16 protein-coding genes are annotated in these 12,759 nt (G+C 53.8%); 11 read left to right on the plus strand and 5 right to left on the minus strand.

Features of this window, described 5'->3' with window-relative positions; all coding sequences use genetic code 11:
* Window positions 1–27: 27 nt before the first annotated feature.
* The 6 genes from sds (at window position 28) to PN477_RS02915 (ending at window position 5,518) form a co-directional block, all read left to right on the plus strand.
* Window positions 28–999 carry a solanesyl diphosphate synthase gene (gene sds, locus PN477_RS02890; protein ID WP_072622870.1) on the plus strand — a complete coding sequence of 324 codons (972 nt, stop codon included), beginning with the start codon at window positions 28–30 and terminating at the stop codon, window positions 997–999.
* 270 nt (window positions 1,000–1,269) lie between these two features.
* Window positions 1,270–1,593 carry a phasin family protein gene (locus PN477_RS02895; RefSeq protein WP_072622871.1) on the plus strand — a complete coding sequence of 108 codons (324 nt, stop codon included), beginning with the start codon at window positions 1,270–1,272 and terminating at the stop codon, window positions 1,591–1,593.
* 11 nt (window positions 1,594–1,604) lie between these two features.
* Entirely contained in the window at window positions 1,605–2,153 is a 549-nt protein-coding gene (locus tag PN477_RS02900; protein ID WP_272119667.1) for an FKBP-type peptidyl-prolyl cis-trans isomerase, read from the plus strand.
* An 82-nt stretch (window positions 2,154–2,235) separates the two neighbouring features.
* Window positions 2,236–3,387 (plus strand): anhydro-N-acetylmuramic acid kinase, encoded by a 1,152-nt coding sequence (locus tag PN477_RS02905; RefSeq protein WP_272119668.1) that lies wholly within the window; start codon window positions 2,236–2,238, stop codon window positions 3,385–3,387.
* A 42-nt stretch (window positions 3,388–3,429) separates the two neighbouring features.
* Window positions 3,430–3,885 carry a hypothetical protein gene (locus PN477_RS02910; RefSeq protein WP_272119669.1) on the plus strand — a complete coding sequence of 152 codons (456 nt, stop codon included), beginning with the start codon at window positions 3,430–3,432 and terminating at the stop codon, window positions 3,883–3,885.
* A 118-nt stretch (window positions 3,886–4,003) separates the two neighbouring features.
* Window positions 4,004–5,518 carry a serine/threonine-protein kinase gene (locus PN477_RS02915; RefSeq protein ID WP_272119670.1) on the plus strand — a complete coding sequence of 505 codons (1,515 nt, stop codon included), beginning with the start codon at window positions 4,004–4,006 and terminating at the stop codon, window positions 5,516–5,518.
* A gap of 27 nt (window positions 5,519–5,545) precedes the next feature.
* Here PN477_RS02915 and PN477_RS02920 read toward each other — a convergent pair whose 3' ends face one another.
* The 3 genes from PN477_RS02920 to PN477_RS02930 all read right to left on the minus strand — a co-directional run bounded on the left by PN477_RS02920 (window position 5,546) and on the right by PN477_RS02930 (window position 7,014).
* A complete protein-coding gene (locus tag PN477_RS02920) occupies window positions 5,546–6,427 on the minus strand; it encodes a universal stress protein (protein WP_272119671.1) in 882 nt (293 codons plus the stop codon).
* Between the two features lie 34 nt (window positions 6,428–6,461).
* Window positions 6,462–6,665, minus strand: coding sequence for a hypothetical protein (locus PN477_RS02925; RefSeq protein ID WP_272119672.1), 204 nt, complete (start codon window positions 6,663–6,665; stop codon window positions 6,462–6,464).
* A 166-nt stretch (window positions 6,666–6,831) separates the two neighbouring features.
* Window positions 6,832–7,014, minus strand: a complete 183-nt coding sequence (locus PN477_RS02930; RefSeq protein WP_072622878.1) for an NblA/ycf18 family protein — start codon at window positions 7,012–7,014, stop codon at window positions 6,832–6,834.
* A gap of 725 nt (window positions 7,015–7,739) precedes the next feature.
* Between PN477_RS02930 and PN477_RS02935 the strand changes: the two genes are divergently transcribed.
* Together PN477_RS02935 and rpiA are read left to right on the plus strand one after the other, a co-directional pair.
* Window positions 7,740–8,186 carry an RNA recognition motif domain-containing protein gene (locus tag PN477_RS02935; RefSeq protein WP_272119673.1) on the plus strand — a complete coding sequence of 149 codons (447 nt, stop codon included), beginning with the start codon at window positions 7,740–7,742 and terminating at the stop codon, window positions 8,184–8,186.
* Between the two features lie 174 nt (window positions 8,187–8,360).
* Window positions 8,361–9,065, plus strand: a complete 705-nt coding sequence (gene rpiA, locus PN477_RS02940; RefSeq protein WP_072622880.1) for a ribose-5-phosphate isomerase RpiA — start codon at window positions 8,361–8,363, stop codon at window positions 9,063–9,065.
* Between the two features lie 373 nt (window positions 9,066–9,438).
* Here rpiA and PN477_RS02945 read toward each other — a convergent pair whose 3' ends face one another.
* Window positions 9,439–10,326, minus strand: a complete 888-nt coding sequence (locus PN477_RS02945; RefSeq protein ID WP_272119674.1) for a chemotaxis protein CheW — start codon at window positions 10,324–10,326, stop codon at window positions 9,439–9,441.
* A 4-nt stretch (window positions 10,327–10,330) separates the two neighbouring features.
* The gene (locus PN477_RS02950; RefSeq protein ID WP_272119675.1) at window positions 10,331–10,870 is read right to left on the minus strand and encodes a pentapeptide repeat-containing protein; all 540 of its coding nucleotides are present in this window, start codon (window positions 10,868–10,870) and stop codon (window positions 10,331–10,333) included.
* Window positions 10,871–10,963: 93 nt separating this feature from the next.
* On the opposite strand from PN477_RS02950, the gene PN477_RS02955 reads away from it, so the two are divergent.
* The 3 genes from PN477_RS02955 to PN477_RS02965 all read left to right on the plus strand — a co-directional run bounded on the left by PN477_RS02955 (window position 10,964) and on the right by PN477_RS02965 (window position 12,656).
* The gene (locus PN477_RS02955) at window positions 10,964–11,386 is read left to right on the plus strand and encodes a YraN family protein (protein WP_272119676.1); all 423 of its coding nucleotides are present in this window, start codon (window positions 10,964–10,966) and stop codon (window positions 11,384–11,386) included.
* 83 nt (window positions 11,387–11,469) lie between these two features.
* On the plus strand, window positions 11,470–12,465 hold the full coding sequence (locus PN477_RS02960) for a YegS/Rv2252/BmrU family lipid kinase (protein WP_272119677.1): 996 nt from the start codon (window positions 11,470–11,472) through the stop codon (window positions 12,463–12,465).
* Window positions 12,466–12,509: 44 nt separating this feature from the next.
* Entirely contained in the window at window positions 12,510–12,656 is a 147-nt protein-coding gene (locus tag PN477_RS02965; RefSeq protein ID WP_272119678.1) for a hypothetical protein, read from the plus strand.
* Window positions 12,657–12,759 lie beyond the last annotated feature (103 nt).

Raw genomic sequence — 12,759 nt, forward strand, 5'->3', positions numbered from 1 at the left:
CTGTCCTCTGCCGATTGGGGCGTACCAATGACCTCTGTAAAATCCTTGTTTTCTCCCGTAGAAGCCGACCTTGACATTCTCAGCACCAACCTTAAAACCCTCGTGGGGGCCAAGCACCCGATTTTAAGTGCGGCAGCGGAACACCTCTTTGGCGCGGGAGGAAAGCGGATGCGACCGGCGATCGTCCTGATGGTGGCGCGGGGAACCATGGCCGGGCAAGAGATTACCCCCCGCCATCGTCGCCTGGCCGAAATCACCGAAATGATCCACACCGCCAGCCTCGTCCATGATGATGTGGTGGATGAGTCAGAGTTACGCCGCAATGTGGCCACGGTGAATAACTTTTTTGGGAATCGCATTGCGGTGTTGGCCGGTGATTTTCTGTTTGCGCAGTCGTCCTGGTATCTCGCCAATCTGGATAATTTGCAGGTGGTGAAATTGCTCTCGGAGGTGATTCGCGATTTTGCCGAGGGGGAAATTCGCCAGGGGTTAAACCGCTTTGATACGGATTTATCCATCGAAGCCTATCTCGAAAAAAGCTACTACAAAACCGCGTCATTGATTGCCAACAGTGCCAAGGCTGCCGCTGTGCTTAGTGATGCGTCGGTGGAGTTAACCCAAGACCTGTATCATTTTGGCCATCATTTCGGCCTCGCGTTCCAAATTGTGGATGATATTCTCGATTTCACCGCCACCAGTGATGTGCTGGGGAAACCGGCGGGTTCGGATTTGGCCAGCGGTAACTTGACGGCTCCGGTGCTCTACGCGATGGAGGAAAAGCCCTATATTGCGGCGTTAATTGAGCGCGAATTTAGCCAAGCGGGGGATCTAGAACAAGCCTTAGCTGCGGTGCGGGAAACGGACGGCATTGAGCGATCGCGTGCCTTAGCGGCCCATCATTCCCAACAGGCGATCGCCCACCTCAAAACCCTGCCCCCCTCCCCCTGTGCCCAAGCCCTCGAAGATCTCTCGTCCTATATCCTCACCCGGATGTATTAAGGGCGCATCGTTCCCTTGCTTTCAACCCAAGGGGCTAATTGAGGTTAACGATTTAATCCGGTCATTGAAAAAGGCTCTCAACCTTTAGCGAGCAAGATGCTCGCATTACGGAATTACCGGATTATTTCCTTAAGGTTCACAAACCGCCTTGTCTGGGCGTTTTGATCGGCGGGGGGGTGATAACTTTTCCGGCCGCAGAGTGGCAGATTCAGGGCTGGGGCGGGACAATGGAGAAGCGGATTTGTACAATCAACGCCATGGGAGACGGGTATGGAAAACACCAACTGGATTCAAGAAATGCTCATGATCGGCGTGGGCACAACCTCATTCCTAGCGGAAAAATTAACCGAGGTCGGCGATCAATTAGTGACTGAAGGCAAGATTGATCCGGAGCAAGCCCGCACGATTATTGATGAAGTGGTGGGCAAAGTGAAAACAGAACAGGGTAATTTTGAAGAGCGGATGCAGATCCAACTGCGGAATGTGCTCCAGGATTTTGGGGTGGCGCGGCAGTCGGAAGTGGATGAACTGCGCGGCCGCATTGACCGTTTGGAGCATCAAGTGCGAGATTTAGAAAATAAACTGTGGCGTTAAGAGAAGTGTTTATGCGTGAAATTTGGATTAGTTTTGGCGTGATGGCGGTCTGTGCGGTGGTTTTGATCACCTCGTTGGTGTTGGGTTTGGGGGCGGGGCCGAGTGCGATCGCTGCCGAAAGCCAGCCAACCCCTGATACACTGACGGAACGTGAGGCGGCTCCGGCCCCCACCATTGTTCTTGACGAGGAAGAAGCCCCTGTGAGCGACAGCACCATTGTGACAACGGATTCCGGTTTGCAATATGAAGTGATTACCCCGGCACCGGCAGGGGCAGCGAGTCCCACGGCGGGCCAACGGGTGACAGTCCACTATACGGGCACGTTGGAAGATGGGAAAAAGTTTGACAGTTCCCGCGATCGCGGCACACCCTTTTCCTTCAAAATTGGCGTGGGTCAAGTGATTAAAGGCTGGGACGAGGGCGTTCTATCAATGCAGGTGGGTGAACGCCGCACGCTGATCATTCCGCCGGATCTGGGGTATGGGGCGCGGGGTGCTGGCGGTGTGATCCCCCCCAATGCTACGCTCATTTTTGACGTGGAATTACTGGCGACCCAGTAATCGCGTTGGTTTGGATCGATCCCTTTCGGTGTCTGCATCGAAAGGGATTCTGCTGTTTAAGGTGAATTGGGAGTGAAACAGAATGCGGGTGATGGGGTTAATGAGTGGCACGTCCGTGGATGGTATTGACGTGGCCTGTGTGACGATCGAGGGGCAGGATCTCGATATTCGCGTCACGCTCGAAGCGGGGATCACTGTGCCCTATGAGCCGGAACTGCGATCGCACATTCTCGCCGTTTGTGGCGGTGAACCCCTGACGGTGGCGCAGTTGACGACCCTTGATGATGCGATCGCAACGGCCTTCGCTGGGGCCGCCCAACACCTCCAGGCCAGCACCGGCCCCGTGGATTTGATCGGTTCCCATGGTCAAACCGTCTTTCACCGCCCTCCCCAGGGCGATCACCTGGGCTACAGTGTTCAACTGGGCCGGGGGGAAGTGATCGCCCAGTTGACCCAAACTCCAACGGTGAGCAATTTTCGGGCGGCGGATCTCGCGGCTGGGGGCCAGGGTGCGCCTCTGGTGTCGCGTCTTGACGTGGCCCTCCTCAGCCACCCCACAGAACATCGCTGCGTCCAAAACCTTGGGGGCATCGGTAATGTTACTTATCTGCCGCCGCGTCAGTCTCCGGATTGGCAACGCCAGATTTTAGGCTGGGATACCGGGCCGGGGAATGTGCTGCTCGATTTAGCGATCGCCCAACTCACCCATTACCAACAAACCTACGATCTCGGCGGTCAATGGGCCGCCCAAGGTCAACCCTGCGCCGACCTGATCGACACCTGGCTGCAACATCCCTTTTTCCACCAACCGCCCCCGAAATCCACGGGCCGCGAACTCTTCAGCCCGGACTACCTCCAACACTGCTGGGAACAGGCCCAACTCTACGGCCTCAGTGATGCGGATTGGCTCGCCACCCTGACCGACTTCACCGCCCGCACCGTCGCCCTCAGTTACCGCACCTTTTTACCCCACCCACCCGATCGCATCCTCCTCTGTGGTGGCGGTAGCCGTAACCATTACCTGCGCGATCGCCTTGCCCACCACCTCGCCCCCGCTGGGGTGGAAACCACGGATCAGCACGGTGTAGATTCCGGCAGTAAAGAAGCGATCGCCTTTGCCGTCCTGGCCTATTGGCGTTGGCAGGATGGCAGCCCTGGCAATGTCCCCGCCGTCACGGGAGCCAAGCAGGCCTGTACCCTCGGTGAGATTCATCCCGTGATTCGTCAGTCCTGAGGGTATACTAGTGCATGAAAACCTATCGTCTCTTATTGCACCGTGTCTCACACCTTTCTGCTAGAGGAAGGGCGCTGGACGTTCAAAGGTCACTGGTTAGAACGCAGTGGTGTACCCATTCCCATCCAGGGCAAAACCTTAATCGCCTGGGGACAAGAAAACTGGTTTACCTGGGTGACTCGCTTGGATTTTCCCAATGGTGAGCAGCCGCCCATTACCCTACAGTACAGAGGCCGTCTAGATTTAGGCGATCGCCTCTATAATTTTGTCCTTCAACACAGTGTCTTTGGGCATATTGAAGGGGAAGGGTGGGTTGCACCGGACTCGATTGTGCAAACCTATCGTGTGATTAGCGATGATGAACGCCAAAGCCAGCGACAGAGCGGATTCGAGAGCCTGTATCGTCTTGATGATCAAACCTATCTGCTCTCGAGTGGTATTTTTGTCGGGAATGCCATGACCACCACCCTAGAAGCCACCCTTCGTCGTCAAGGTTAGCTCCGTATATTTACCAAATTCTGTATGAAAATCAAGCCATAATGGTGGGGAAAGGCTAGCCTGCGCCTGAAGCCATTCCACCTCCATCACCTATGGCTCTCAGAAGGGAATCGTAACTATGACTGACCCAAACCTTGGTCGTCGCTTATCGAATCGCTATCATCTGGTTGAACTCGCGGGGAAAGGCGCGATGGGGCGTGTCTACCGTGCCGAAGATACGCTGTTGGGCGGGGTTAATGTTGCGGTCAAGTTTTTGGCGCAGACCCTGTTAAATCAGCGGATGCGCGATCGCTTCGAGCGAGAGGCCACCATTTGCGCTCTCCTCGCGGAAAAAACGATGCACATTGTCCGCGTTAAGGATTACGGCGTAGATGAACATGATGTGCCCTACTACGTGATGGAGTTTCTCCAAGGGGAAAACCTCAGCGACATCATCAAAGCCAACGCCATCCCCTTCGGACGGTGTTTGAGTATTGTGCGCCAAGTGTGCCGGGGGCTGAACTGTGCCCACCAGGGCATTTTATTTAAAGGGGAACCGAGCCAAATCATTCACCGAGATATTAAACCGAGTAATATTCTCCTCACCCAAGATCCCAGCGTGGGGGAACTGGTGAAACTGCTGGATTTTGGGATTGCGAAATTAATCGAAGCCAACCGGGATCAAACCCATTCGTTTATGGGGACGTTGGCCTACTGTTCGCCGGAACAGATGGAAGGGAAAGAATTAGATCATCGCTCGGATATCTACAGTCTGGGGGTGACGCTCTACGAGATGCTCTCACGGGATATGCCCCTGTTGCCGGAAAATAATTCCTTTGGGGGCTGGTACAAGGCGCACCACGAATTCCGACCGTTGCCCCTGCGCCCGGAGTTAAAAATTCCGCCGGAGTTGAGCCAGTTGGTGATGCGGTGTTTGGCGAAAAACCCGGAGCATCGTCCCCAGTCGGTGCAGGAAATTTTGCAACTGATTGAACCGATGGAGGTGGAATTCAACCGATCGCAGAAAATTGCGCAATTGGATGCGATCGCCACCACCGCCGCGACCTCAACCACCCCTAGCATCCCCTCCACGATCGAAAACGCTTGCTGGAGTAAACAATGGCCCAACAATAAGCCGCGCCAAAAAATTGTTTTCCCGCAAATCATCCGCTCTGAAAGCGATGCCGTTGCCTCCCTCTGGGTGATGCTGGAGTTAAATGACATTGTTAACCGACGCTCTAGCACTCGGTATAATCAGTTTCTCTTTTCCACCATTCCCCATCCGATGCTGTTGTGGTTAACGGTGCTTTACAACCGTCAGCACGGAGCGCGTTGGTTGCCCTGCTATCTTGACCTTAAAACCCCCATGGGTCAGCAAGTGACGCGCTTACTGGGGGAAATTGGCCATTATCGGGTCTTGTTTTTCGCCCTGGAAAATCCTGCCCGCTGCGAACATGTCACCACCACCACCATTGACCCCGAACAATGTCAACGCCTCCAAGATTGGGTGCAAATTAGCAAGGGTATTCCCGACGCGGGTCAAGCGGCGATGAGTAAAGGTTTGCTCCGGCAGGAACTCGAAAAGTTGAAGCCCAAAATTCTGATGAAGCTCGAAGCGAACCACAATAGTGTTTCCACCCGTCCCCCTTATTGACCCCAGGCGATCGCATGGCGCAGGGGCTTAGTCTTGGGATGAAAAGAAGAGGACGGGAAACCAACTATGGCGTAGAATTTCGTTGGCAAAGCTCGGAGCAGTCCAATCGATTAACGCGCCTCGACTGACATAGGCCGTTGCGATCGCACTGATATCAAACTCCAGCGCCACATCATTTAGCTCCTCCATGGGGTCACCGGAACGCACCACCGTTTCCACCTGCAAGCCGTAGGCTTTAAGTTCCGCCTGAACATCTGCTAGTTTTTCCTGGGCCATTTGTTCCTCAACCTCGTGGCGAAACTCCCGTCGGCCACCGCTTTCTGTGATCACCCACACTAACAAACAGGCTTGCAAACGCTGCTGCTCGTTCTGCTGGAGCACGGTTTTCAGTTCTTGAATCAAATACTGTGCCGCTTCACTGCCATTGTAGGGAATTAAAAGATAGCGCCAGAGGTGTTGACAGCGGAGGCTTAGCTCTTCGCGGGTGTAGGTGGAAATCAGTTGCGGGCGCAGGATCATCAGGGGTTGTGAGAGGCTGCGGGTTAGCCCCACCGTGGTACTGCCAAAAATGGTTTCTTGGGCCAAGCTGCGGGTCGGGGTTCCCAGCATCACCACTTGACTGTGGTAATGGGCCACCAATTTAGGGATGGTTTCAGTGGGCTTACCGGACACCACTTCAATCTGAACCTCGGTGTCAGCGGGACAATCCATCGTCGCCGCCAGCAGTCGGGTTCGGGCCTGATCTATTTTTTCGTGATCCACCCGTGGCACGCCCCATTCGTCCGAAAAGGGTACAGTGTGGACAAAAACAATCTGTTGGCAACCGCTCGCCGCTAATTCAGGGACAAAATGGATCAGACGATGTAAACCATCGGAAAAATCGGTGCAAACTAGGCAACGTTCAAACATAAGCGGGAGCGGGTGAGGGGTCAGCTTCCTTTCATTATCCTATGCTTGTTGAATTTCGCTGTGGCTTGCTTAACACAATGGTGCAGAAGAGGCGCGATCGCACAAGGGTGAGGAGTAAAGGGATCGGCGCAGGGGCGATCGGCGCAGCACCACAGAGGCGCGATCGAATAAAGGTGAGGAGTAAAGGGATCGGCGCAGCACCACCGGTAGAGAGAAAGGATAATCCCAGAGAAATCACAGCATAATCTTCTGCTGGGGATGAGTGGGTTGTAGGTGGGCGGTTACCCGTCGGGTCACGGTTAAGAGTAACGGTCTGAGGGAACGCCCCGCGTCCCTAGCATTTTCCGCTGTGGACAGTGCAAGAGAACTGAGGTCGGCCTCGCCGTTCCTGGGGATCTTGTCGGTTAGGCTCCAATCCCCCATTCGTGCCGCAGAAACTCTTTGTACATGTTTTCACGCACCAACATTTGGCGATACATGTTGACCAAGAATTCTTGGGCCTGTTCACGACTCATCTGATTAACTTGAGTCTCGAACGTGCGGATGTTGAATTGTTGCTCCAAAGATAGATCGATGGGCTTGGACATAGTGACCTCCAAACGACATAAAGACGTTGAACTGACATCCCAATCAGCAAAGCGAATTGGTGATGATATTACAAAACATAACAAAGGCTTGACAAAACTGCCAGTCAATATTGATACCGTTTTGTGATTTCTCCAATTCTGACCCATGGGCGAGGGCGGTGGCTGTTCGTGTTACGCCCGTTTTAGCGACTTTCCCCAGGGAGAACCGCTCAAACTGAACACAAACTCTGAAAGAATGTTGAGGAGGACTAGGCAGCGGAGGAAAGGGGGTCAGGGCTGGGTATACTGACCGTTTGGACGGATTAGGGCTGGGGTTAATCTCAGAATTCCGGGGGCGTTTGAAGAGAAGATTGGAGAAAACTTGACGAATTGTGTAAACATTCTGTAATAATTAATCGTGGAGCCAACAAAAAAAAGTAAATTGTATCTGGCCTGTCAGTTATGCAGGAGTTCACAGGTCATTCCCTGCCCAGAGTAGACGTTGTTATACAATTGAGCTGTTGTATGCCTGAAAACTCTTAGTCGTGTTGTCGGCAGTTTAATCAGTATTATTTTGGCAAAAAATTCGCGATCGCATCATCATGGGCTGGGAGCACAACATCACTTCAATTCATTTACGTTCCATGCTCCCTGTGCAAAGCGGTGTTACGGTTTAGCCCAAGTCCACAGCTTGTGACTGGGTGACTTTGTTCGTTTCGTTTATTCATATCCGGAGATAATAACTTATGTCTATTCGTCTTTATGTTGGCAATTTGCCGAAAGAATCTGTGGATCGCCAAGCGTTGCACGCCATTTTTGAAGAATTTGGAGAAGAAGTTTCGACGAAGGTGATTAAGGATCGCAAAACCGGGAAATGCCGGGGCTTTGCGTTTGTGACCGTTCCGACGGACGAAATGGCAGACCAAGTGATTGAAAAGCACAATGGTCAAGCGTTTATGGAAAGCACGCTCAAAATTGAGAAAGCGTTGCCCCGTGAAAAAGCGAAGGTAGAAAAGGAAGGGAGCAGCGCCAGCAGCAGCACCCCAACCCCCAGCCCGAAACGCGCTCCCGCTGCGAAAAAGCGAGCTACCACGCCCAGTTCAAGCGGTGGCTCTGTGCAACCTGATCCCCGCTGGGCGGATGATTTGGCGAAACTGAAAGAAATGCTGTCTGCTCAAACCAGCAGTTCTTGAGCGATTCACGCTTGTAATTATTTGAGTTCATTCGGGTAAGGGACGTGGGTTCCTTGCCTTTTTTTGTGAGCGATGGGGACGGCGGCGCGATCGCGCCCCCCATCTCAACGTATTGATCCCGGTTTCGTGGGATTATGAGAACGGTTTTTGATGCGACTAATCAGGAGTAATGGTATGACGACCGATCCCGTTCAAGTGATGAAACAGGAGGTGGGCAAAGCTGCCGCCGCACGGGTTCAATCCAATTCAATTGTGGGGTTAGGCACGGGGTCAACTACTGCGTTTGCGATTCAATCCTTGGGCGATCGCCTCGCCAGCGGTGACCTCACGAATATTGTCGGTATTCCCACCTCTTTTCAGGCTGAAGTGTTGGCCAAAAAATATGGCATTCCCCTGACGAGCTTGGATGCTGTGGACAAAATTGATGTGGCGATCGATGGGGCGGACGAAGTTGATCCCCAGAAAAATTTAATCAAAGGGGGCGGCGCAGCCCATACCCGCGAAAAAATCGTCGATACCTTGGCGGAGATGTTTATCGTGGTGGTCGATCAAGGAAAGTTAGTGGATCGCCTCGGCTCGACGTTTTTGCTGCCGGTGGAGGTTATTCCCATGGCGATGACTCCGGTGATGCGGGCGATCGCTGCCCTAGGCGGTAAACCCGAACTGCGTATGGGCGTGAAAAAAGCCGGCCCCGTGGTGACCGATGAAGGAAATCTCGTCATTGATGTGAAATTTGACGACATCCCCGACCCCGCCGGTTTAGAAAAAACCCTGAACAACATTCCCGGTGTTTTGGAAAACGGCTTGTTCGTCAACTGTACCGACTTGGTACTTGTGGGCGAAGTGAAAGATGGCCAGGCTAGCGTCCGGGAATTTTAGAGAGACTCAAAGCCGACTTTGGCCTACTCAATCTGAACCCGTTAAAACGGGTTTTTGCGACAACAAAGCCCAATTTTAGCTGTGTCACGCCAGTAGGGTGCTGTTAGCGAAGCGTAACGCACCGTCCCATGGAGCGTTGGACATTATCGGTGGGTTACGGCGGATTGCTAGATTGCAGTAACGCACCGTCCCATGGAGTGTTGGACATTATCGGTGGGTTACGGCGGATTGCTAGATTGCAGTAACGCACCGTCCCATGGAGCGTTGGACATTATCGGTGGGTTACGGCGGATTGCTAGATTGCAGTGATAGCCTGTGTTTTAGCCGCCTAACCCACCCTACAACAAAGCCCAATTTTAGCTATGCCACGACACTAGCGGCGTTGCAAAACTGGGGCGTGGAAAATGGCTTCGGAGTTGAGGACAATGCTGCTGGTTTCCCGGAGATAGCCGGTGATGTAGGGTTCGAGTTCGGGGGGGAAAAGACCGTCGGGGGGTTGGAGGAGGGTGGGATCGTAGGGGGTGATTTCGTCAATGGTTTGTACCATAACCCCAAGTAAATGGGTGCTGGATTTGAGGATGATCACGGTGACGGTGGAGAGGGATTCGAGATCGAGACCGCCGAGGCCAAGGAGATGGTTGAGGTCTAAGATCCAGAGCATTTCGCCGCGCCAGTTATAAATTCCCAAGACACAATCGGGCATGTCGGGGACGGGAAGGACATGGGCGATCGCTAAATACAGCACCTCTTGAATCGACTCCACGGGCAGGAGAGCGGGGTTTTCGATGCCCAGTTGAAAATTAAGATATTTTTGCTCTTGTACTTCAGGGCCGGGGAGGGTGGTGATTTCACTCCGACGCGAGGAGACCGCTGGTAAATTGACCACCGCATCCTGAAGGGAGGAGCCGGATTCTAACCAGGCGGCCAAATCAATCGCGAGGGCGGTACTGGCGAGGGAGAGGGTTTGTCGCCAGAGGGGTTGGGACTGTTCCGATCGCTGGCCGATGACTTCAACCTGACTCAAGCCGGGGATTTGCAGTTTTTTTAAGCCCCGTTCGATGATTTGGGTGCAGCGTTGGGGTTGGGGAAACTCCGCAGCGGCGAGATCGATCTGGAGACGGCTTTTGTTCCAAGTGACTTTAGCGTTAATCCCTTCAGGATTGAGCTTGTAATTGAGGAGCCGCGCAATCACCTGGGGGTCTCCGGCCCGTGCTTGCTGCAAAATGCGGTCTTGCTCTGGGGTGGGTGCGGTGGTGTTCATCGCCTTAGAGATAGTCGCAGAGTAGGGTGTCACGGGTGGCGCGGCCGGTGGTGGGGTTGGTTCCGGTGGCGCGATCGCACAGTTCCATTTGAATATCTTCACGGAGCAACACATCGGTAAAGTCTGCCCCGTCAATGTTGGCCCCGTTAAACCGCGCCCCCATGGCTAAGGCCCCTTCCAGGTTGGCATTGTGGAGGTTGGCACGGGTCAAGCGGGCTGATCCCAGCATGGCAAACTGAAGATTGGCGGCTTCGAGGTTCACCGAATCCATGTTGGCGGAAAAAAAGGTTACCCCTTCGAGGTTGGCATGGCTAAAATCGCTCTGGCGCACATCGGCACTTTTGAATTGAGAATCGCGCAAATCCTGGCCGGAGAAATCGACCCCGTTTAAAAAGCGATTGTTATAGTCGGTGGCGGCGGCAGGGGGAGCGATCGCCCCCCAGAGCATCACCAGCATCATCAGACCCAGGCCAAATGCGGCGATGCGGCGAAGGTTTAACCCCAAACGTTTCATAATCATGACGGTTTCAACACAGATGCTCATCAGGTTTTATTGCGATCCTATCATTGTTCTCCGCTAGAGTTCTTTCAGTTTGGACGGAGCGAGATTGTGATGCAACGAAGGAGGGATGTACCCATGGGCAAACCACAGAAACAGCAGGATTATTGGGTCGGGTATTGGGGTGAAATTCGCGTTCAACAGTGGCTTCAGTGCCGGGGTTGGCAGGTCTTACACCACCGCTGGCGATGTCGCCGGGGGGAGTTGGATCTGGTGGCGCAAGAACCCAATCATCAGGCCCTAGTGTTTGTGGAGGTGAAGACGCGGGGCGATCGCAACTGGGATCATCACGGCCTCCTCGCCATCACCCCCCGCAAACAGGCCCAACTCTGGCACACGGCTGAACTCTTTTTAGGCGAGTTTCCCCAATACAGCACCGTTCCCTGTCGGTTTGACTTGGCGTTAGTGCAGTATCGTGGGGTGATTCATGGCGCGTTAACCCCGGCCCAGGTGACGGATCAATTCAGCATTTACGATTATCTTGAAGGAATCTTGAGTTAGGCCGGGGCGATCGCGACAACTCACGGCGATCAGCCTTGGGCCTCGGTTCAAGACCGACAACCAAACACCACAAGCGAGGGTTGATGTCAACAAAAGCCTGTTTGATTTTTAACCCGGCATCGGGCCAAGGCAATGCAGAACGCGATCGCGCCATCATCACCAAGCAGTTAGATCCCCATTTTGATCTCACCATTTACCCGACGACTCCCGACCTCAGTGCCCGCGATCGCGTCAAGCAGGCCAAAACCGAAGGCTACGACCTGATCATCGCGTCGGGGGGTGATGGTACGGTGTCTCAGGTGGCGGGGGAATTGATTAACACGGAAATTCCCCTGGGGATTATTCCGAGGGGGACGGCGAATGCGTTTGCGGCGGCCTTTGATATTCCCAATGATCCCGTGGCGGCCTGTGCGGTGATCCGTGAGGGGTTGACCCAGGCGGTGGATGTGGGGCGCAGTGAGGGGCGGCCGGTGATTTTGTTGGCGGGGGTGGGGTTGGAAGCCGATGTGGTGGAAGGAGCCGATCGCGCCGCCAAAGACCAGTTTGGCGCTTTGGCCTATTGGTTTTCGGGAGTGCAACAACTGCGGACTCTCGATCCGTTTCAAGTGGAACTCGACACAGAAGATCGGGTGATTTCAGTGACAGCGATCGCGGTGACGGTGGCTAATATTGCGCCCTCGACCTCGATTTTTGCCCAAGGGCCAGCAGAATTATTACCCGATGATGGCTTGCTTGATGTCACGATCATCTCGCCGGTCAATTGGGCGGGGGCGATCGCTGCCTCCCAGCATCTTCTCCAAACTGCGATCCAAAACCGTCCCGCCGAACGCGACGACATCGGCTACTTCCGCACCCGCCGCCTCACAATCACCACCGATCCCCCCCAAAACGTTGTCATCGATGGCGAACTGTCCGGGACAACGCCAATCACCATCGACTGCATTCCCAACGGCCTCACCCTCATCCTGCCCACCGAAAAAGCCCCCGCCCAAGCCGAAAACCTCGACGGCTTACCGGATCTCACCATCACGCCCAAAACCGACGAGCCAACAGATGAGCACTCATCCAGAAGCGATTAAAATTGCAAACGTAACGATACTCACCTTTACCCCTCTTTCTACCTATGAAATTTGTTATCCCCTTTTTGCTGCTCGTGGCCTATGGCTGGGGCGTTTGGAAATTTTGGAAGGGCTACGATCGCACCAACTTCCAAGCCAGTCTTATCAGTAAAGTTACCGTAAATTTTGGGTCTAAAGCCCCGTCCTTGTAGGACGGCTTTATCTTGTGATTCATTAATGATACATTCATATTAAGCGACCTAACAGAGTTGAAGTATGGGGTTCTAAGAGCAAGTCTTTTGGGTAAAACTTCGA

Origin of the sequence: Spirulina subsalsa CS-330 (assembly GCF_028330765.1) — a bacterium.
In the GTDB taxonomy this organism is placed as follows: domain Bacteria; phylum Cyanobacteriota; class Cyanobacteriia; order Cyanobacteriales; family Spirulinaceae; genus Spirulina; species Spirulina subsalsa_A.

Bases quoted from the DNA above. Each gene is read 5' to 3' on its own strand.
- PN477_RS02955 (WP_272119676.1), top strand. From the start codon at position 10,964: ATGGGCAAACCACAGAAACAGCAGGATTATTGGGTCGGGTATTGGGGT.
- PN477_RS02950 (WP_272119675.1), bottom strand. From the start codon at position 10,870: ATGAGCATCTGTGTTGAAACCGTCATGATTATGAAACGTTTGGGGTTA.
- PN477_RS02920 (WP_272119671.1), bottom strand. From the start codon at position 6,427: ATGTTTGAACGTTGCCTAGTTTGCACCGATTTTTCCGATGGTTTACAT.
- PN477_RS02930 (WP_072622878.1), bottom strand. From the start codon at position 7,014: ATGTCCAAGCCCATCGATCTATCTTTGGAGCAACAATTCAACATCCGC.
- PN477_RS02915 (WP_272119670.1), top strand. From the start codon at position 4,004: ATGACTGACCCAAACCTTGGTCGTCGCTTATCGAATCGCTATCATCTG.
- PN477_RS02960 (WP_272119677.1), top strand. From the start codon at position 11,470: ATGTCAACAAAAGCCTGTTTGATTTTTAACCCGGCATCGGGCCAAGGC.
- PN477_RS02895 (WP_072622871.1), top strand. From the start codon at position 1,270: ATGGAAAACACCAACTGGATTCAAGAAATGCTCATGATCGGCGTGGGC.
- PN477_RS02965 (WP_272119678.1), top strand. From the start codon at position 12,510: ATGAAATTTGTTATCCCCTTTTTGCTGCTCGTGGCCTATGGCTGGGGC.
- rpiA (WP_072622880.1), top strand. From the start codon at position 8,361: ATGACGACCGATCCCGTTCAAGTGATGAAACAGGAGGTGGGCAAAGCT.
- PN477_RS02945 (WP_272119674.1), bottom strand. From the start codon at position 10,326: ATGAACACCACCGCACCCACCCCAGAGCAAGACCGCATTTTGCAGCAA.
- sds (WP_072622870.1), top strand. From the start codon at position 28: ATGACCTCTGTAAAATCCTTGTTTTCTCCCGTAGAAGCCGACCTTGAC.
- PN477_RS02900 (WP_272119667.1), top strand. From the start codon at position 1,605: ATGCGTGAAATTTGGATTAGTTTTGGCGTGATGGCGGTCTGTGCGGTG.
- PN477_RS02935 (WP_272119673.1), top strand. From the start codon at position 7,740: ATGTCTATTCGTCTTTATGTTGGCAATTTGCCGAAAGAATCTGTGGAT.
- PN477_RS02905 (WP_272119668.1), top strand. From the start codon at position 2,236: ATGCGGGTGATGGGGTTAATGAGTGGCACGTCCGTGGATGGTATTGAC.